The following is a 19,340-nucleotide window of genomic DNA, read 5'->3' on the forward strand; positions in this document are numbered from 1 at the left end:
ATTCCTATGGGGTGTCGCCAGCACTGTTTGAAATTGAGGTTTCAGATAGCGCTGAAGCGGCGAAACTGCTTTCGTTGCGCACATTGACTGGGAGTCTGCGGGATGCGGGTGTCAGCATCACGCTCGGCAAATGGGGCAACGGCGGGTCATCGATGGCGCTACTCGGTGCGCTGGATGTGGACACCGTGACGGTCGCGCGTGAATTGATGGCGACCGTGCCGCACGATAAGCGGGCGGGGACGGTGATGACCGCGCTGATGGATCTTCTGCATGCGCTCGATGTGCGAGTGGTGGTGAGCGGTGTCGATACTAAAGAGCAATTTCAGTGGCTGAAGCGGTGGCCTGAGGTGTTGGTGCAGGGGTTTCTGTTCGAGCGTCCGCGGGCTGGGTTGGCGAGTGTGTTGGGGCTACGGCGGGAGGCGTGACACGCGCGCCGGACGTTACGTAACATCGCGCGGTGCATTGCAATCTAATCGACATCGGCAGACGTTTCACGTTGTCAATTTATCTTCTCGGATCTAGCGTGGACGCGCTGCTCAGGGAATAGACGCTGACGATCACACGAATAAAAAAGAAATTGGCACGCTTGGTGCTTTATTGGTTTCGCGCTGCATATACCGCGCGTGAAGTAGAAACATAAGTTGCTACGAATTCTGTTTAAAACGATCGCCTGATCGGGGGTTATCAGGCGGCCTTCTCAGCGCAGAGCGATGCGGTCTTCCGCCGAAGATCGCGGAGTATTTGCGTTCAGTCGCCGTGTCCGCATCAAGCTGGGACGCGGGTGTTTTTTCGAACAATCCCCCAATTTTTATTTGTGTTCAACCGGTCGGCCCGTCGCGCGACCCGTTGAGCGAATCCACGTTATCCGCGCCGGGGTGCTGTTGTCGTGAATAGCGTGTGATGGAAGCAGGTCATGAGAACTGTTGAGCCAACGCAGGTTCAGCGGCTCGATATAAACGTTTGGCGTGAGAGACCAGCGCGGGGTAAAGAATGGATACGGCGAATTTCAGGCCGCAGATAAAGACGATATCGGGGTTGCAAAGCCCTATCGCGCGTTTGCTCGACGTGATGCTTGTCGTGCTGGGCGCGTTGGTTGCGGCGCAAGTGCGTTTCGGAGATTTTGCGCCAGACCGGATAGATAGTGGGTTCATTACGTTTGCAGCAGCTTCAACGCTAGTTCTCTTTCCAGTGCTCGGGGTCTATGGCTCATGGCGCGGACGTGCCATGTGGCGGTTGATAGGACAGTTGTCGTTCGCGTGGCTCATCGTTCAGGGTTGTGGACTCGTGTTGATGTTCTCGCTGCATCGTACGGACTACGTATCACGACTTTGGTTCGCTTATTGGACTGCGCTGAGTGGCGGCGCGTTGATTGTCTCGCGCGTTGCCATGCATATCGTGCTGGACCGAATTCGCAATGCGGGTCTCAATCTGCGCAGAGTCGCTGTAGTCGGATGCGGCGCCCACTGCCAGCAGGTGGTGCGCAATATCGAAGGTTCGCCGTCTAGCGGCTTCCGAGCCGTGGCGGCATTCGATCTGCGGCCAGCTGTGGGAGTCGTCGGATCCGGCGTGCCGGTTTTTGACGAGATCGACAAATTTGCTGCGCACGTCAGGTCACACGGTGTACAGGAGCTGTGGCTCGCGCTGCCATTATCGGAGGAGCAAGCCATCTCGCGTTTCGTGAGCGAGTTTCGCGACGATCTTGTAAACGTACGCTTTGTGCCGGACATGCGCAGCGTCGCGCTATTCGATAGCGACGTGATCGATTTGATCGGTATGCCAGCGATCAATCTGGTGGCGTCACCTGTGCCTGCACGCGCTCTGTTGAAGAAAGAGATATTCGACCGCATATTCGCCGCGCTTGCGCTCATTGCACTCGCGCCGCTGCTGATTGCCATTGCTACCGCGGTGAAATTGTCGTCGCGTGGCCCGGTGTTCTTCACACAGAAGCGTAAGGGCGCGGATGGCCGTATCTTCAGGATCTACAAGTTTCGCTCAATGCGCTCCCATGCGGTTGAGTCAGGTGTCGTCAAGCAGGCCACGAAGGGTGATCCGCGGATCACACGAGTCGGGGCGTTTCTCAGGCGCACGAGTCTCGATGAGCTTCCGCAATTCTTCAATGTGCTCTGCGGCGACATGTCGGTCGTCGGACCGCGGCCGCATGCAATCGAACACGATGAGCTCTATCAGAAAGTCGTCAACGGATATATCCACCGTTACCGCATCAAGCCGGGCATCACTGGATGGGCACAGATCAACGGATTCCGCGGGGAAACGGATCAGATCGAGAAGATGCAAGGGCGAGTCGAACACGATTTGTATTACCTGCGTAACTGGTCATTCGGCCTCGACATGAGAATTGTCGTCGCGACGATTGCGAAGGGCTTCGTCCATAGCAATGCGTATTGACGGACCTATAACAGCAAAACATGGCCACGACATTGCGCGGACAAATACCACTATTGGCTCGGACAGCAGTGACCTTGGCAGTTTCCCTGACATTCTCGGCTTCGGCGTTCGCCGTGGAACCCGCGCTAAGCGCGTTGGGTCAGGCGGGTGGACTCGTGATTCCGTATGCGTTTGCATTGCCGGAAGGTACGGTGGAAGCGCAGTACAACAACTATATCGATCCGCGCTACGGGAAAGAGGCGACAGACTCGCAGATGTATTGGGGCGCCGTCGGGTTGTTGCCGTATGTCGAGCTTTCCGGCGGGCTTGCGAATTATCCGGGCGATGTTCACGCGCCTTTTACGAATGCGGACCACTTTTTGTTTCGTCACTTGATGGGTGACGTAAAAGTCGAAGTGCCGAAGTTCTTCAAATATCAGCCGAGCATAGCGTTCGGTGTGACGGACGTTGGCGGGCAAACGCATTTCTTCCGCTCGAAATACGGCGTGGTGTCACAGGCGTTTGGACCGATGACGTTGACTGCCGGTTATGGACAAGGGGATCGGCTCGACGGATTTTTTGGCGGTGCGCAGTTATCGCTCTGGAATACCGGCTTGTCGCTGTTGGCGGAAGACGATTCGAGAACGCCTTATGCGGGCGTTCGTTACCAGTCGCCACGAATTAGCTGGCTTGCCGATGCAAACGTGATCGGCACATTGATGCGCTCGATCCGTTCGACAAACGGAGTTTCGCCGCGCACGTCTTTTTCCGTGGGTATTGAGATTCCGCTGGGTAAGCGCTTTAGCGCGCAACGTTGTGCCGATGGATTGTGCGAAGCGCCGAAAGCGTTGCCGGTGCAAGCGGAAGAGGATGACGAGCAAGTGTCGACCAGGCTCGCAAGTCTAAGGCCGATCGACGTGCGGGACTCGGCAAGGAGCATAAATGCTCTTGCCGGTGCGCCGATCGCGTATGTGCCGCCACTGCACTCGTATGCGTCGGTAATGTTGAGTGAAATCGCGCCCGCCAGATCGTTGGGTTCGCCGGCTCCTGTCATGCCGGATGCGCTCGAAACATTCGCACTCGATGAAATTGCCGCGCAACTTTTCGCAGCCGGTCTGGAACGTGTACGTGTCGGCATGAGTGGGCGTGACCTGGTCGTCGAATATGAAAACCATCGTTACAACCAGAACGAGACCGACGCGCTTGGCATCGTCCTTGGTGTGGCAAGCGTGAATGCGCCGCAAGGTACAGAGAAGATTCGCGTGGTCATCAAGAAGGCGAATGAGCCTTTGGGCGAGGTTGTGGTCGATCGGGCGGCATTCGCCCAGTTCGTTGCAGGCGCTGCGCCGTCGGCTGCCAGCGCCTCGCTGACGATGAGCACGCGGCCGACATATGACCCGGACTCCATTGCGTGGCATGGCAATGAGCACACGCATGGGCTGACCCGCATTCAGATCGAACCGATAGTGAGCTATCTGTATGGTACTGAGTACGGCGTTTTTGATGCATCTCTCGGTGCCAACATCGAGGGATTTGTCCCACTCTGGCGCGGCGCGGAGTTATACGCGAGCTATATCGCGCCGCTCTACAACACGAAGAATATGGATGAGGGTCGTGTCTTTAGCGACTACCGCTTGCGTGGAGGGCTGAATGCGGTTGCGTTGGCGCAGAGCTTCTGGATTGTGCCGGGGGTTTTCAACGTGGCGTCGGTGGGCAAGTTCGACTACTCGTATGTCGGCGTGCAAAACGAAACGACTATGTTCGTGCCCGGTCGGCCTGACCTGATCCGTTTGCGCCTCGCCTATTTGCATCATGAACCCGGCCACGACACCTTGCCGAGTGAGAAGAACGCGCAACTGACGTACCGCTGGGTGCAGCCGTCCTGGAAGCTGTGGATCGAGGCAGGCGTCGCACGCTTTGTCGGTGGGGACAAGGGTCCGGTCGCGACGTTCACGCGCTGGTTCGACGACGTGTCCGTCAGCGTGCACGGCGAGCATAGCGGGCAAGGTACCTTTGTGGGCGCTGCGGTCAGTTTTCCGCTCACGCTTCGGCAGGGCATGAAGCCGGGGATCAGTCAGGTGGATGGGACGGGGCAGTTCGATCTGGATTTCCGTACGCGGGTTGGATCGACGAATTATCTGTCGGCGAACGGGGCAGAGAGCATGAGTTTCCCGTATAGCACGCAGCAGTTTCTGTTGAATCAAGGGCGCTTTAGCGGAGAGTACTTCTCCACGCAGCTTTACCGGATGAGAGATGCGTATTTGCGGTACGGGCGGCGCGATGGCGACGCGAATAGAACGCAACCTCAGCCGGACGCAAGGGAGCTTTCAAGGCGCATCGAACTTTGTCGCGATGCCTACGGGAACGGGTTGAAAGGCGTTAGCGATGCACCGGTAGTTGTGCCAGTCAATTGTGAATGATCTTCTTTGGAGATAGCGATGAAGCTTCTTAACGGCGCCACGCTGCGCACGCTGCAGTTCGGATCGATGGTTCTTGCGGCTAGTGCGCTGGTGGCTTGCGGTGGTGGTCATGATAGCGGCAGTTCGCCCGGCGCTACGGTCAACGGCACGGCAGCCATTGGCGCTGCGCTGGCGAACGCTAGTGTCGTGCTGACATGCAAGAACGGCAATGGCAGCGCGACGGCGAATGCGAGCGGTGCTTATTCGGCGAAGTTTAGTTTCGACGGTCCTTGTGCAATTACCGCGTCGAGCGGCGCGATCGCGATTCATTCGTTTGCGGCCGGTGCGGGTACGTTCAACGTGACGCCGCTGACGGAGTTGCTTTTGAGTTATCTGGCTGGGCAGTTGGGGACGACGGTGAGTGGGTTGCTGTCCGGCATCTCTTCCAACGCTTCGTTTCAGAGTGCACTGACGAATAGCGCGGTGATTGCGAATGCCCAGGCGGCTGTGGTGCAACTGATCCAGAAAACGTATGGGATCACGCTGTCGTCATCGTCGTTTTTGACGGTTTCGTTTACACCTGGCTCACCTGGTGCGGATGCGGATCTTGAGACGTTGATGGCCGCGGGCGCGATCACGAGCGATGGGCAACCGGCTCCCGCGCTGGCTGCTGCGGCGGTGGCGGCTGGGGCGGAGGCGCCGATTTCGGGCGGTAATACTGGGGCGACGGGGGGAACTGGCGGAACGGGAGGGGCGGGGACCAATAGCAAATAGGCCACATAACCTTGGACGGGCAAACTGACTCTCGATGATGGCAGCGCGCAGTTCCAGGTTTCCGCGGCTTTTTAGGAAACCTCTGGTGCTTGACACGCATCGATTCGCGATGAAAAAGCGAGGCGCGGTCTCTGGATCAAGCACCGGGTAGCTAGGCCGACGCGAGAGCAGTGCGCTGCAGGTGGTGGAGACGCTTTAAAGGGCTAGCACGCTAGAGACGTTGATACGCGAATAGCGAAATGACAAGAACGAGAGGATCGGCTGGGGGCCGGGAAAATGAGAATACTGCATGCCGCAGAGACCATAAAAGGCGGGGTAGCGACTGTTATGCGTCAACTTATGCTGGCGCACGTCAACGAACAGGATGTACGTGGAATCTCATGCCTTGTTCCGGCGCACCATCGAGATGAACTCCCGTCGCTTGGCGCAGATACTATCCATTGCTTTGAGCGTTCCGGTCGAAACTTCATTTCGCTGTGGCGCTTCCTGACAGCTTTTGTCACTGTAGTTTTAAGGGAACGCCCTGATGTGGTTCACCTTCACAGTTCGTTCGCTGGTGTAGTCGGGCGCCTATGCTTGCTTCCCCTAGCTGTGGTCGTGCGCCCGAAGGTTGTTTATTGCCCCCACGCGTTTCCGTTCCTGATAAAAACATCGAAGTCCTGGCTGCTGATGTACAGAACTGTGGAAAACCTCCTCGCGTTTTTTACGGATGTGATCATTTGCGTCAGCCAGCATGAGCGGCAGTTGGCGCTTCGTGCAGGGTTGAAAGCGAAAAAGTTGATCCTGGTGCACAACGGGATACAGCTTCCGAAGCAACTGCGAGAGCTTCGTTTATGCGAGAAGGAATCTCCGCTTCAGTTGCTGTTCGTCGGTCGCTTCGACCGGCAAAAGGGCTTCGACGTACTTCTTGCAGCAATGAATTTGCTGGAGGACTACCCGGTGGAGTTGGTTGCCGTAGGTGAGCCGGTAAATGGTGCGGTCGCTCCCGTTCCTCAGAAGAACGTCAGATATTTGGGTTGGCTTGATTCCGAAAGTCTGGGACCTGTCTTTGCGGCAGCACATGTTCTGGTTGTGCCGAGCCGATGGGAAGGTTTTGCGATGGTGCCACTCGAGGGTATGAGTTACGGACTACCAATTATTGCCAGCGATTGTTCGTCGCTGCCAGAGGTTGTCGTCAACGGTGTAACGGGATGTCTTTTCCCGGTCGAGGACAGCAAAGCTCTCGCCGAATGTATTCTGAGCAGAACAAAAGAGGATTGGATAACAATGGGCGCGAACGGGTCGACCAAATTCTTCAATGAGTTCACTGCCTCCAGAATGACCAATTCGACGTTGAATATCTATCGCAGTCTACTCGGTCGGCAAGTGGCTGTTTACGGTCTGTCCAAACTTTCATAGACACACTTGGAATCAGAAGGTGGACAAGCGAATGGTCAGGATCAAAGACTCGCTAGTTTCGATGAGCGGCGTTGTTACGGCGCAGGTCCTGTTGTTTCTCAGTATTGTGTTGCTGGGCCGGGAGCGCGGTCCAGAGATTCTGGGGCAATTCAACGGCTCTGTCGCGCTAGGTACTTTGGTGGGAACACTGCTGGCGTTGCGTTACGAATTAGCCTGTCTGTCTGACAGATCGGAAGTTTCTTTCGAGGCGCTGATTCACGTACTCGCGTTGGGTGCGGCCATCGCTACGGCGGTTGCCGCGGTCTTGCTGGCGTACGGGCGGCATCATTTGCTTCTGGTCGAACTGTATGCGGTCGCCACATTCATGTTCAACCTGGCTGCGGCATATCTGAACAGCCTGAAACGCTATGGATTGATTGCGTTAGCAAGAATAGCGGTGAATGTCGGGTTGCTCGTGTGTGTGGCCAGTCCATTTCGGGGCTGGCTCAAGGCGGAGCCGTTTTTTGCCTATACGATCGTCAATACCGTTATAGGGCTATTGGCATTGACCGCGACACTGTGCAATGGGTGGTCTAAGGGTTACCGGGTCACATTCGATCCGAAATTCTATTCTGTGAATAGCCGATTTGCTGCATATATCCTTCCCGCGACTGTCTTGGGGTCGGTTATGACCTACGCATTAGCGATCGCCGTCCCTTCGTGGTACGGGGCGAAGGAAGCAGGTTATTTCGCAGTGGCTTATCGGCTAGGTTTTTCCCCGGTTTCACTTGTCGGTCAAAGCATCGGCGGAGTGTTTCGAAGGGATGCGCTCGGCGCGGTCCGTACAAACACGGATGGAAGCGAGCTAGTCCAGGTCTACCGAACCTATGCGCGGGGCTTGATCGCGGTCAGCCTGATTTACGCGTTCCTTGCATTCGTTCTCTTCGAACCGGTCGTTGCGCTGTTCCTTGGAGCGAAGTGGGAAGGCGCCACGCCGTTCTTTTATTTCCTGATCCCGCTGTTTTCTGTGCAGATTTTGTACGTTCCACTTTCGCAGGTTTTTCTGGCGGTGCGAAAGCAGAAGCTGGATTTCTTATTCCAAATGTGGTCAGGCAGCGTCTTGATTGCCACGCTATACGCGACGCATGTTTTGAACTTATCTGCCGTCGTCAGCGTGGCGATATTTTCGATCGTAGGGGCGATCGTCACGGTATGGGGTGTGACGGTAACCGCTCGGGCTGCAAGCTCGAGGACTTCGGGATACCGGGCCGTGTTGGATTGTCTGATTTGACGGAGGAATGATGATCGTCGTAGTTATCGATTCGATGGAAAGATGTTACTTCTTCTTGCGGTTGGTAGAGAACCTGAGAAGTGGTCACCAGTTCTATTTTCTTACAACAGAGCCTCTTGCCCACACCCTCGCGGTGCTGTCCAACATTCGGTCGGTATTCGTGCGCCGCAAGGCTCTGAAGTCGGAGAACTCTCCGCAGCGCGCAGAAGATGGCTATTGGAAAAATGCTATCGAGGTTCTCAATGGGCACATCTCGCTACCTCAAGCGAGAAGGGATGCCGCCGCAATCGAAGCCGCGATGGCGAAAATCATCGAGTCTAATAGCGTAGCGCGGTGTCTGATCTGGAATGGTCAGCAACTACTCGGGCGAGCCGTTACCGAGGCATGCAATCGGCACGGTGTGGAAACGATCTTTCTGGAAATTTCGAACCTGCCGTCCAAACTGTTTGTGGATCGAGAAGGGGTGAATGCTCTCTCGTCAATTGCCTCTTTGCCGCATCGTTTGGACGCTCTTCCGTTGCCGTCGATGGATGCCCACGAGGCCTGGTTTCGACGGTATGAGCAATCAAAAAGAGCGCCGCTACCTCAGTCGCGGTTCCGTCTGAGCCGGAAACTGATTTCGGCGATTAATCTGGTTATGAAAATCGTTGGGCGGGGCGCTGTGCTCAACACATCCAATGTTCTAAAGTTAAGCAACGCCGTCCCGAAAATTCCTGGATCGAAATGTTACTCCGGTGACGAGTTGGCAAAGCGCGTCCACGTATTTCTTCCCCTACAGGTGTCGGCGGATACGCAGCTAAAACTTCATTCCGACGTGACCAATATAGAAGCGATTCGTCAGGCCGTGGGTTATGCCGAGAAGATCGGCGCTGAGCTGTTTGTGAAGGTTCATCCGGCCGAGACTGATCGAGGCGAATTGCGGCAAATTTGCGATTTAAGCTCGAAGCTGAATTTCGATATTGTCTCTTCCGCCACTCTGGATCTTGTAAGGAATGCGCATTCGGTTGTGACTATTAATTCAACCGTGGGTCTGGAGGCGTTGATGTACAACAAGAAGGTTATTACGTTGGGGCGATCCTTTTATCGGGATTTCGACAGCGACCGGCTAAAAAAGTACATTCATCATTTCCTGGTAGATGGTATCGATTATTTCGGGAGTGGCGCAGTCTCTGCCGACGCGGCGAAGGCACTGTTAAATCGATAATTTGATTTTTTGGATATTTTGAGATTTGAATTGCTGAACTAAAATTAGATTAGAGAAAATAATATGAATGTCAAGATCGGCCAGCATATTATCGTTGGGGAAAATCAGCCGTTTGTCTTGTTCGGCGGCTTGAACGTTTTGGAGAGTGTGGACCTGACTTTGCGTGCCTGTTCCGAGTTCGTGCGAGTGACTAGCAAACTCGGCATTCCATTTGTGTTTAAAGCGTCTTTTGACAAGGCAAACCGCTCATCCATGCGGTCTTACCGAGGCGTTGGGTTAGATGCCGGATTGGATATTTTCCGAAAAATCAAGCAGGAATTCGATATCCCAATCATCACCGACGTTCACGAAGTATTCCAGGCGCCGCTGGTCGGCGAAGTGGTAGATGTGTTGCAGGTTCCGGCGTTCCTTGCGCGACAAACGGATCTGATCACGGCTATCGCGGAAGTCGGCAAACCGATTAACGTAAAGAAGCCGCAATTCGTTAGCCCGACGCAGATGAAACATGTCGTTCGAAAATGCCGTGAGGCGGGTAACGACCAAATAATCCTCTGCGAGCGCGGAACCTCATTTGGATATGACAACCTCGTTGTCGACATGCTCGGATTCGGGCTGATGCGTGAGGCGACGGGAGGTTGTCCGTTAATATTTGACGTGACTCATAGTCTCCAATGCAGAGACGCGTTCAGCGAGGCGTCGAGCGGACGACGCCGGCAAGTCCTACATCTCGCGAGAGCCGGGATGGCTGTAGGTCTGAGTGGGCTTTTTCTGGAGGCGCATCCCAATCCGGAAGAAGCACTTTGTGACGGAGCGAGTGCATTGCCATTGGCTGCTCTGGAGGCGTTCTTGGTTCAAGTCAAAGCAGTTGACGATCTTGTGAAGTCGTTGCCTCGACTGGAGATCGAATAGCGGTGACACGGGGCTCGATCTTTCGCTGATGGACAGGCTGCGCATTGGCGTCTTGCAGGAAACAATAATTGACTATTTATTTCCGGCAATTTTTGTGCGGGGTCTTTGTCGGGATTGAGATCTGTCGGTATTGAAAGTAATTCTATATTTAGAAGGTCGTTCAAGATGATCCATGCTTCAGCTGCTAGCAAGACTATATTTATAGTTCATCCGGGTAAGGCGAATTATCCCGAGATAGCCGCATATGCTTCATATTTTGGCGGCCTCGGATTCCACGTTATGTCGGGTAGTAAGTCGGATTATGCGAAAATTCCAAAGGATGTGCGAAAGCGCACTGTGGTCTGGTGCATTATGGGATTCTACCCCACGAAATTCGATGCGCGGCTCGTGATTCACGATTACCGGTCTCTGTCGGTAGGCCGATGTGCCAGTTTAAAGGATCGGGTGAAGCGACATCTCCAACCCACGCCAGCTTTGCGCATCTTTCAGACGGCAGAGATGGAAAAGATGATGGGTTTCAGTGGTAACGGAAAAAGCGTAATTCTTCCAATGGGAGTTCCTGACTGGATTTTCAGCATGAACGAAGATGCGATCGCAGACGATGTACCTTCAGCGACGTTCTGTTACATAGGCGAGATTTCGCGTGAAAGAGGTTTTGATTCCTTTCTCGATGGGTTTTGTCGTTTTCGGAGATCTGATGAAACACTGATTCTTGTGGGCGACGCCGAAAGGTGTATCGTTGAGCGCTTCGAAGGCGCGCCGGGGGTGACGTTTACTGGTCGTTTGCCTCAACGCAATGCGTTGGCAGTTGTTCGGAAAAGCCGCTTCGCTGTATCGACGATTCCGAGTGTTCGGCCATACAACGTTCAGGCTCCGACAAAATTGCTGGAATATGCTGCGCTAGGCAAACCAATTGTGTGCAATGACTCGCGTTCAAACCTCGATGTGATAAACAAATTCGGCATTAATTGTTTGATCACTGGGCCGACGATTTTTGACAGATTGGATCGTAAAAGATTGATTTCCAGTCTGCCGAACGATCCCGGTAAATTGCACATGCTGCGCTGGAATGAAATCATTCGACGAGCAGATATTGAAAGCATGTTTTAAGAAAGAAAAATGCGGTGATATTGACCGAATGACATGGAACGGTTTCGCGCGGCGGGCAGAATGCGTTCGCGCATAGACGCTTGTTAACCTGTGTTGACCGATTGGCTGACGCAGACCGCAAGACCATACTTAAGCGGCTCGTGTATGCGGCCAGCCTGCGGAGGCCGAGCGCCATTGTCTCCTCAACCACGTTCCGCAACCGGCCCTGTTACGCAACGCGTAACGTTACGTGTTCCGTCAAAGCGCAGGACACATAGCCGGAGCGGTCCATTCTATCGGCATTTCGCGACGATTTTCCATTGGCACGGTTAGTGCTTAATCTCAGCCGTCTGTTAGATGGTGAAGATAAAAAGCTATAGGCCATACGGGGAAATTAATGTCAGTTAAGACCAGTTGTTTATCGGGCGTCGGTGCGTCTCGCCGCTCTATCGCGGCGCGCGTGACCTCATGCCTGATCGCTGTGGCGTTTCTCGCAGGATGCGCGGCCGCGCCAGGAATGAGAATGGAAAGGCCGCCTAGCATTGCGAATTCGGCCATCGCTTCCAATCCAACGGAAGCGCAGCTTTCCGTTCCGATTATCGATATCGATTTATCGCTGATCAAGAAGATCCGCGAGTCCAACCGAAGCGTGGATCTCGACTCGAGCCGTCTGGAGAGCGCTGGGGGTTCATACAAAATCGGCGCTGGCGACGTGCTTCAAATAACAGTTTGGGACCATCCCGAACTAGCTGCTGCGTTGGGCGGTCAGCCCCAGGCAGCCGCGCGGCCCTCTGATGCGCCGCCGGGTTTCGTCGTGGATGACGCAGGCTACCTGGTATTCCCGTACGCGGGCCGAATACACGTGGCTGGCTTGCGACCCGAGCAGGTACAAGCCATTCTGTCGGAGTCGTTCACCAAGGCATTTCGTGATCCGCAAGTAACCGTTCGCGTCGCATCCTTCCGCTCCCAGCGTGTTTATGTCGAAGGGGAAGTGCATGCGCCAGGTACTCAAGTCATCAACGATATACAGATGAACCTGGTCGATGCCATCAGTCGGGCGGGTGGGTTTTCGTCGACTGCAGATCAGAGTCACGTTGAATTGAAGCGCAAATCGATCACTACAGTGATCGACATGTCCAGTGCGAGAAGCGGAAAACTGGATCCATCGCAGATCGTACTGAAAGACGGTGACGTGTTGCGAATTCCGTCAAGAGACGAATTCGGTGTTTTCGTGATGGGCGAGGTGAATAAGCCTGTAACAGCTATTCCGCGCACTACCGGATCATTGAGTTTGAGTGAAGCTCTGGCGCAGGCCGGAAGTCTGAATTCCAATTCGGCGGATGCTGCGCAATTGTATGTTGTCCGCGGATCGCTCGACGGAGCGCCGGAAGTCTTCCACCTGGACGCTCGATCTCCGGTGGCGATGGTGCTTGCGAACGAGTTTCCTTTGAAACCTAAAGACATTGTCTACGTCGACGGTAACGGGCTGGTTCGTTTCAATCGCGTGTTGACTCTGTTGTTGCCGGCTATCAATGCTGGTCTTACTGCGGCGATCGTAACAAAGTGACCCAAAGAATACTTTTCCTTTGCGAGGGCAATATTTGCCGGAGCCCAATGGCTGAGGCGATGCTGAAGGCAGTATTACCAGACCGGACGGTAAGTTCGGCGGGACTGAATGCGCTCGTGGGCATGCCGCCAGCAGATTACGCCTGCGAAGTCATGTCGACGAGAGGCATTTCTATACAGGCACATCGGGCTCAACAGATCACTCACAAGATGTTTGTCGATGCGGACCTGGTTTTGGTGATGGATGGTCACCAACGACGATACGTCGAGGCAAATTTCCCTTCTTTTAAGGGGCGGGTTTACCGGCTGGGAGAGTTTGGTAGGTTTGATGTTGCCGATCCGTATCGACAGTCGAGAGATGTTTTTGAGCAGTGCGCTAACAGCATTCAAGTCGGCGTATCGGAATGGGTCAAAAGAATCTTGTCGATCGGGTGAACTTGAAAACAAGCTAGTCAAATAGGCCAACGGATTTTGAGAACTATTATGAACCAACTGACCGAGCCGCAGCAGATTGTACATGGCGACGAAGAAAGTGCGGACTTTCTGCAAGTTCTCGACACAGTAGTCGAGAACAAATGGACGATCGCGGTAGTCACAATAATTTTTGTGATAATCGGAATCGGCTACGCACTTTTCGCGGCGCCAGTGTACGAGACCAGCATTTTGGTTCAGGTTGAAGACAATCCTGATACGTCTGCAGCAAAAAGTTTGATTGGCGACGTGTCGTCACTGTTTGATGTGAAGTCATCGGCAGCTGCAGAAACACAGATTTTGGCATCGCAGCTTGTCGTTTCGCGCACTGTGGATTCGCTCCATTTGTACATCCAGGCCAGACCACTTCGATTTCCAATTATTGGTGACTGGGTATCTCGAAGGAATGATGGGTTGTCGCATCCCGGTATCTTCGGATACGGCGGTTTCGCGTGGGCCCAAGAAAGCATCGACGTGCCAGTCTTCAATGTTCCTCTGCGGATGGAAGACAGTACTTTCAAACTTACCATCCTGTCCATGGATCGTTTCCGACTCGAACAATCTGACCTCGACGCGCCCATTGAAGGACGGCTAGGCGTCCTGCAGCGCTTTAGCACCGCAAAGGGTGTTGTTGAATTGAAAGTGGCGGGTGCGCAGGCGCAGTCGGGTACGACATTTGTTTTGGTGCGCAAATCTCGCCTTGAGACCATCGCTGACCTGCAAGATGCACTGGACGTGCAGGAGAAAATCAAGCAATCGGATGTTGTGGTTGCAAGCTTGCGCGGCAACGACCCTCTTTTGGTAAGTGCAATTTTGAATGAGATCGGGCGGCAGTACATTAGACAAAATGTTGACCGAAAATCGGAGGAGGCTGCCCAGTCTCTTGCATTTCTGAGTACGCAGTTGCCAGAACTAAAAAGGCAGCTAACCGAATCCGAGCAGAAACTAACAAAACTGAGAGATCAACGGGGAACTGTTGACCTCAACGAAGAGGCCAAACTTGCGCTGCTTCAATCCGCCGATGCTAGAACTCGCCTCCTGGAATTGCAGGAAAAACGCCATGAGCTCGTCACGCGATTTGCTGATACGCACCCCAGCGTGGTTGCGATTGATCGGCAGATCGCAGCGCTTGGCAGCTACCGAACGAGTGCGGAAGCTCAAATCAAGCGCTTGCCTGAGTTGCAACAGGAAACGGTGCAGATCATGACGGATTTGAAGGTCAACACGGATCTATACACAGGCCTTCTCAACAACGTGCAACAGCTTCAATTGGTTCGCGCGGGGAAAGTTGGCAATGTTCGCCTTGTCGACACAGCATTCATTCCAGAAATTCCAGTCAGACCAAAGAAGCCGTTGGTGGTAATTGCGTCGCTTTTGCTCGGACTAATAGTAGGAATCGGAATCTCTATTGGGCGGGCAATTTTGTTCCACGGCATATCGGACTCCAACGAAATTGAACGTCGTCTGGGTATGACAGTGTCAGCAATTGTTCCCCTTTGTGAGCAACAAAAAGTGATAAGCCGTGATATCTCGAGCAGTAACGCTGCGTCTCTTCTCCTGTCGACCCGATTTCCCAATGATCCGGCGGTGGAGAGCATCCGTAGCCTTCGGACGGCCATGCAGTTCGCTCTTTTAGAGGCAAGAAACAATGTAGTTGTCGTGGGCGGTCCGGCACCGGGCATTGGGAAGAGCTTCATTTCATCTAATCTTGCGGCGGTCCTATCCATGGGCGGAAAACGGGTGCTTTTGATTGATGCTGACATGCGCAGGGGACATCTTCATGAGACGTTTGGAGTGGCTCGAGGTGCGGGACTGTCCGATGTCATTGTCCATTCAGCATCACTTGCGGATGTGGTCCACTCCAACGTATTTGACAAGTTGGATTTTGTTTCGACAGGCGCAATTCCTCAGAATCCGTCGGAGCTACTTCTTCGACCTGCCTTGAAGGAGATTCTTGCTGAATGTTCGCGGAACTACGACATTGTATTGATCGATTCGCCACCAATCTTGGCCGTGTCCGACACTGCGACAATCGCTGCGTTCGCGGGATCAACGTTTATTGTTGCACGGTCGGGAGTCACGCGGCTGGGTGAGATTTCCGAGGCGGCCAAGCGCTTGTCGCAAAATGGAATAAACACAAATGGTGTGATTTTTAACGGCGTGAATCCGAAACACGGTCGCTATGGGTACGGTTCTCGTTACGGTACTTATCGGTACGCGGCGTACGATTATGGTAACGATCGCTAGCCTTGGTGAGCAGCAAAATGATGTGCAGATCGGGTCTAGTTGCCTCCGCGAATGTGAATTTCAGGAATTAAAGATGCGGCACCGACGTGTGTCATCAGCTATATTTTCGTTAAGCACCTTATTCTTTTCGTTGAATGCGTTTAGCGTGCGCGCGACCGCGATTTCATACGTTCTCGTGTGCTTACTCGCGTTCCTCAATTCCCCTACACTGAGTAGGCGCACGGAGAGCTTGGTTCGCATAGCAACGTACTGGTGGCTTACTGTATTCTTCGCTTTTGTAGTTTCTGCGTTTGGAGACTTTTATATTAATTCGTACATTAAGTTTCTGTTGATGCAGATGTATATTTGCTTGATCTATTGGATGTTTTCAAGTGATGTTTTAAATAGGGTTTCTATGGAATGGGCGTGCCAGTTTTTGATTTATACGCATGCTGCATTTTTTCTTTTTCAGCTTGCATATTACCTCACCACAGGTCATTTCATTGATTTTGATAATTACGTTCGCGAGACTGACGCAGAGGCGCTTTACGCCACAAAAGCCTTGAATGACAGTTTGATTTCAATTCGAGCTCTCGGTTTGTATTCGGAGCCGTCCTTTTATGCGATGACTGTTGTACCGTGCGGCACTCTTCTTCTGCTGCTGAAGCGCCGAGTGACAATTCCTTCTGTCGTGGCGTTTGGCACCGCACTTCTTAGTTTCTCCGTTGCGGCGATGATTATTGTTGCAATGATATGTGCCCTATACGTTATATTTGGCCAAGTTCCGAACAAAATCAGACTCGCCGCGTTCGTTGTCGCACTGCTGAGTATTCCACCCCTATATCATGTATACGACTTACGCGTAAACCAATCGGTTGATTATGACGCAGTTGCCAGTCGAACTCTGGTATTTAACGAGATCGAAAAAAGAGATGTTTTGTCGAATGTGTTCGGAAATGGACTTTTCTGGAACGAACAGAATAATGTAGGGAAAACGCATCTTCGCGGTTTCAATGTTCGTGACAGTTCATTCTATGTCTATATAGTCTTTGCCGCCGGCGGTTTTGGCGCATTAGTTTTTTGTGGAGCGCTACTCTATATGTTATGGGTAAAAGGCCGCAGGCAATACATATTTTACTTGTTTGCAATTCTCCTGTTCAAATATCACGTTTTATATGGAATGTTCTGGCTAACTGTTCTTATGTTTTTGGTGCTTTCGCGGCAGGTGATCCAGCCGACAGTCTTTCGCTTGCGCAGCTGAGGCTCGCTTGCTCTGTTTCGTGAGATTTGGAGAAGTGGCTTTATAGGTAGGTCTAGCATGAAACATTGGTTCGGGTGTGTCCTGTATCTAGCTTCTGTATTGTCGGCTTTCGGGCAAGTATTGCCCGCTTCGTTAGGCGGAAAGGTGCTCGCATTTAGTCCGGCGTCCACGAAAGTCTATCTTGGGTCACCGTCCATAGTCATTTTGCCTAATGGAAGCTATGTAGCGTCGTATGACACTTTTGGCCCGTCGTCAAATTCTGACACCGCAACGCTACTCGCGTCCTCCGATAAGGGAAGGAACTGGAAAACACTGACGGCTTTGCATGATCAATACTGGTCTTCGCTTTTCGTTCTCAAGGGCTTCCTTTACATAATTGGAACCGATCGAGCGATTGGTAGGCCGGTGATTCGCCGTTCTCAGGACAACGGCGCGACATGGACCACTCCAACTACCGATGCTGATGGGCGATTCCCAATGCGTGGGCGATACATTACCGGACCGGTCCCGGTTTTAGTCGATCACGGACGTGTCTGGCGCACATTTGAGGTCATCGACGGCGACGACTTGCGCGAAATAGTAATGTCAGCACCATCAGGCGGCGATATCCTTGACACTAGAAACTGGACCGTGTCCACGGAGTTAGCGTCTAACAAAGCGTGGTTAGACGGAAAGTTTCTGTCTTGGGAAGAGGGAAATTTGGTGGAGACCCGTGGGGGACTGCCGGCGGTCCTTCTCCGCGTCAACACGACGGTGGGCCCAGAAAAGGCGGCGGTGATAAATTTTGCGCAGGATCGCCGAACTCTGTCATTTAATCCGGCATCCGGATTTATCGACTTCCCTGGAGGAGGAAAAAAATTCACGGTCCGTTTCGATCCACAAACGCAGCGATACTGGTCGATCACGAATGCAGTGTCGAATGACGATGGGCGAACCAATCTAGAGCGCGTTAGAAATACCCTTGCATTGATTTGGTCGTCGGATTTACGAACTTGGAAAGTGCAGCGGATTTTGCTACAGCACCCTGATCGGTCGCATCACGGATTTCAGTATGCTGATTGGCAATTCGACGGTAAGGACATTGTTTCGGTCATACGCATGGCCTATGATGACGATCACGGCGGCGCCGAGAGCCAGCACAATTCAAACTACATTATGTTCTTGCGAATCCCTAATTTTGCGGAGCCGTGAAGGAGCGTGCCACATCCTGAATAAGGACTCTCCTGCCCGTTCGAGTACAGGACGTCGCCACTTTATTAAACGGTTACGCATGACCCTTCGGGGCCGCTTTGACGTTCATTGTCTTTCTTTGAAGAGATTTCTCAGCTTGCCTATCGCTACGTGAGTCTTGTAATCAAGAGCGTCGCCAGTAAACGATGAAGCGCGTGACTTTGACGTCAGATGCGAGTTGCCTCTTTGCCTTACCGCGCGATAGGCGAGGACGGTAAAGGCTGTGAAGTGAAGGGATACGCCGCCCAACATTTACCAAGCGGATTTGCCTTTGCGAAAGACGCCGATATCGCTTTGTCTCCGCACTGAATTTTCATTCCGGGAGATATCTCTCCGCCTCAAAACTATCCAGATCCCCTAGCAAATGCTGGATCTGCGACGCTTGCGTTTCAGTCAACCGGAATTCGCTCTGTATACGCTGAAGCCGCCTCCGCCAATAGGCCGGCTGCAAAACGGGCTCACCGCGAAACGCGCTGAGCGATGGCACCATCACACGCGCCACGTGCGCGATATCTTCATCCATTGTCATGCCATAACCCCGATGACCTCACCATTCATTTAGTAGTGGCCTTGTTCTTATGTTGCGGGTGGACTGGATCTATCCCGCAGTGTGAGCCGATTGCGGCGGCCATCATCCTACAAAGCCGCAATCTTTCGGTCAAGGTTTCTAATGCCTGGTGACAGTGCGACTCAAGTCGAGCCATCACGCGGTTTGTTCGATCCGACATGCCCTTGCTGCGCCGCATGATCTGCTGTTTCTCGGAAGCCGGCGAATTCGAGCATCGTGTCAGTGATCTGCATCCGTAAAAAGGCGACTCGCTTACGGTTGTCTTGCAATGTGTCCGATGGCGCTGCTTGCTCGATGGGCGCTAGCCATGAGCAACTCGTGATTGAGTCGGTTGTAGTTAGCGGGCCTCGTGAGGTGTCGACATTGTTTGATCTGAAAGGGTATTGGAACGCAGCTTTCTCCGATTTCGTTACTCAATCAAACACTCGCGACAACCTCGCAAAGATGCCATTCCGCGCAATCCACGCCGCGTACTCCCGGTACTCCGGATCATTCATCAAATGCTTTTCTTCTGTCTTAGCCCGCAAGAAATAGAGCATATTCACAGCCAGTAGCGCCGCGCAGTGCGTCACCGCCACTCGCCACCCCAT

General features: G+C 53.2%; 15 protein-coding genes. 14 read left to right on the top strand and 1 reads right to left on the bottom strand.

Annotated features, from left to right (window positions below):
• The 14 genes from P0D70_RS33830 to P0D70_RS33895 all read left to right on the top strand — a co-directional run.
• On the top strand, positions 1-425 hold a 425-nt coding region (locus P0D70_RS33830; protein ID WP_408187718.1), incomplete at its 5' end, for an EAL domain-containing protein.
• 601 nt (positions 426-1,026) lie between these two features.
• Positions 1,027-2,406, top strand: coding sequence for an undecaprenyl-phosphate glucose phosphotransferase (locus P0D70_RS33835; RefSeq protein ID WP_408187732.1), 1,380 nt, complete (start codon positions 1,027-1,029; stop codon positions 2,404-2,406).
• Positions 2,407-2,426: 20 nt separating this feature from the next.
• Entirely contained in the window at positions 2,427-4,805 is a 2,379-nt protein-coding gene (locus tag P0D70_RS33840) for a YjbH domain-containing protein (protein WP_408187719.1), read from the top strand.
• 18 nt (positions 4,806-4,823) lie between these two features.
• The gene (locus tag P0D70_RS33845; RefSeq protein ID WP_408187720.1) at positions 4,824-5,558 is read left to right on the top strand and encodes a carboxypeptidase regulatory-like domain-containing protein; all 735 of its coding nucleotides are present in this window, start codon (positions 4,824-4,826) and stop codon (positions 5,556-5,558) included.
• Positions 5,559-5,834: 276 nt separating this feature from the next.
• Entirely contained in the window at positions 5,835-6,956 is a 1,122-nt protein-coding gene (locus tag P0D70_RS33850; protein ID WP_408187721.1) for a glycosyltransferase, read from the top strand.
• A gap of 31 nt (positions 6,957-6,987) precedes the next feature.
• On the top strand, positions 6,988-8,226 hold the full coding sequence (locus P0D70_RS33855) for a lipopolysaccharide biosynthesis protein (protein WP_408187722.1): 1,239 nt from the start codon (positions 6,988-6,990) through the stop codon (positions 8,224-8,226).
• Positions 8,227-8,233: 7 nt separating this feature from the next.
• Positions 8,234-9,430 (top strand): capsular polysaccharide export protein, LipB/KpsS family, encoded by a 1,197-nt coding sequence (locus P0D70_RS33860; protein ID WP_408187723.1) that lies wholly within the window; start codon positions 8,234-8,236, stop codon positions 9,428-9,430.
• Between the two features lie 63 nt (positions 9,431-9,493).
• Positions 9,494-10,339, top strand: a complete 846-nt coding sequence (gene kdsA / locus P0D70_RS33865) for a 3-deoxy-8-phosphooctulonate synthase (protein ID WP_408187724.1) — start codon at positions 9,494-9,496, stop codon at positions 10,337-10,339.
• A gap of 165 nt (positions 10,340-10,504) precedes the next feature.
• Positions 10,505-11,449, top strand: a complete 945-nt coding sequence (locus P0D70_RS33870; RefSeq protein ID WP_408187725.1) for a glycosyltransferase — start codon at positions 10,505-10,507, stop codon at positions 11,447-11,449.
• A 376-nt stretch (positions 11,450-11,825) separates the two neighbouring features.
• On the top strand, positions 11,826-12,995 hold the full coding sequence (locus P0D70_RS33875; protein ID WP_408187726.1) for a polysaccharide biosynthesis/export family protein: 1,170 nt from the start codon (positions 11,826-11,828) through the stop codon (positions 12,993-12,995).
• Positions 12,992-13,429: a low molecular weight protein-tyrosine-phosphatase gene (locus P0D70_RS33880; RefSeq protein WP_408187727.1), complete on the top strand. Its 438-nt coding sequence runs from the start codon at positions 12,992-12,994 to the stop codon at positions 13,427-13,429. Before P0D70_RS33875 ends, P0D70_RS33880 begins: the two co-directional genes overlap by 4 nt.
• Before the next feature lie 48 nt (positions 13,430-13,477).
• Positions 13,478-15,712, top strand: coding sequence for a polysaccharide biosynthesis tyrosine autokinase (locus P0D70_RS33885; protein ID WP_408187728.1), 2,235 nt, complete (start codon positions 13,478-13,480; stop codon positions 15,710-15,712).
• A 361-nt stretch (positions 15,713-16,073) separates the two neighbouring features.
• A complete protein-coding gene (locus tag P0D70_RS33890) occupies positions 16,074-16,952 on the top strand; it encodes a hypothetical protein (protein ID WP_408187729.1) in 879 nt (292 codons plus the stop codon).
• 57 nt (positions 16,953-17,009) lie between these two features.
• On the top strand, positions 17,010-18,143 hold the full coding sequence (locus P0D70_RS33895) for a sialidase family protein (protein ID WP_408187730.1): 1,134 nt from the start codon (positions 17,010-17,012) through the stop codon (positions 18,141-18,143).
• Between the two features lie 352 nt (positions 18,144-18,495).
• Here the strand turns inward: P0D70_RS33895 and P0D70_RS33900 are convergent, their stop codons facing one another.
• The gene (locus P0D70_RS33900; protein WP_408187731.1) at positions 18,496-18,705 is read right to left on the bottom strand and encodes a hypothetical protein; all 210 of its coding nucleotides are present in this window, start codon (positions 18,703-18,705) and stop codon (positions 18,496-18,498) included.
• Positions 18,706-19,340 lie beyond the last annotated feature (635 nt).

This window comes from Paraburkholderia sp. RL17-381-BIF-C (assembly GCF_046026435.1).
In the GTDB taxonomy this organism is placed as follows: Bacteria; Pseudomonadota; Gammaproteobacteria; order Burkholderiales; family Burkholderiaceae; genus Paraburkholderia.

Coding starts and splice junctions, on each gene's coding strand:
- P0D70_RS33895 (WP_408187730.1), top strand. CDS start 17,010: ATGAAACATTGGTTCGGGTGTGTCCTGTATCTAGCTTCTGTATTGTCG.
- P0D70_RS33890 (WP_408187729.1), top strand. CDS start 16,074: ATGTTTTCAAGTGATGTTTTAAATAGGGTTTCTATGGAATGGGCGTGC.
- P0D70_RS33855 (WP_408187722.1), top strand. CDS start 6,988: ATGGTCAGGATCAAAGACTCGCTAGTTTCGATGAGCGGCGTTGTTACG.
- P0D70_RS33885 (WP_408187728.1), top strand. CDS start 13,478: ATGAACCAACTGACCGAGCCGCAGCAGATTGTACATGGCGACGAAGAA.
- kdsA (WP_408187724.1), top strand. CDS start 9,494: ATGAATGTCAAGATCGGCCAGCATATTATCGTTGGGGAAAATCAGCCG.
- P0D70_RS33860 (WP_408187723.1), top strand. CDS start 8,234: ATGATGATCGTCGTAGTTATCGATTCGATGGAAAGATGTTACTTCTTC.
- P0D70_RS33900 (WP_408187731.1), bottom strand. CDS start 18,705: ATGGATGAAGATATCGCGCACGTGGCGCGTGTGATGGTGCCATCGCTC.
- P0D70_RS33875 (WP_408187726.1), top strand. CDS start 11,826: ATGTCAGTTAAGACCAGTTGTTTATCGGGCGTCGGTGCGTCTCGCCGC.
- P0D70_RS33845 (WP_408187720.1), top strand. CDS start 4,824: ATGAAGCTTCTTAACGGCGCCACGCTGCGCACGCTGCAGTTCGGATCG.
- P0D70_RS33850 (WP_408187721.1), top strand. CDS start 5,835: ATGAGAATACTGCATGCCGCAGAGACCATAAAAGGCGGGGTAGCGACT.
- P0D70_RS33870 (WP_408187725.1), top strand. CDS start 10,505: ATGATCCATGCTTCAGCTGCTAGCAAGACTATATTTATAGTTCATCCG.
- P0D70_RS33840 (WP_408187719.1), top strand. CDS start 2,427: ATGGCCACGACATTGCGCGGACAAATACCACTATTGGCTCGGACAGCA.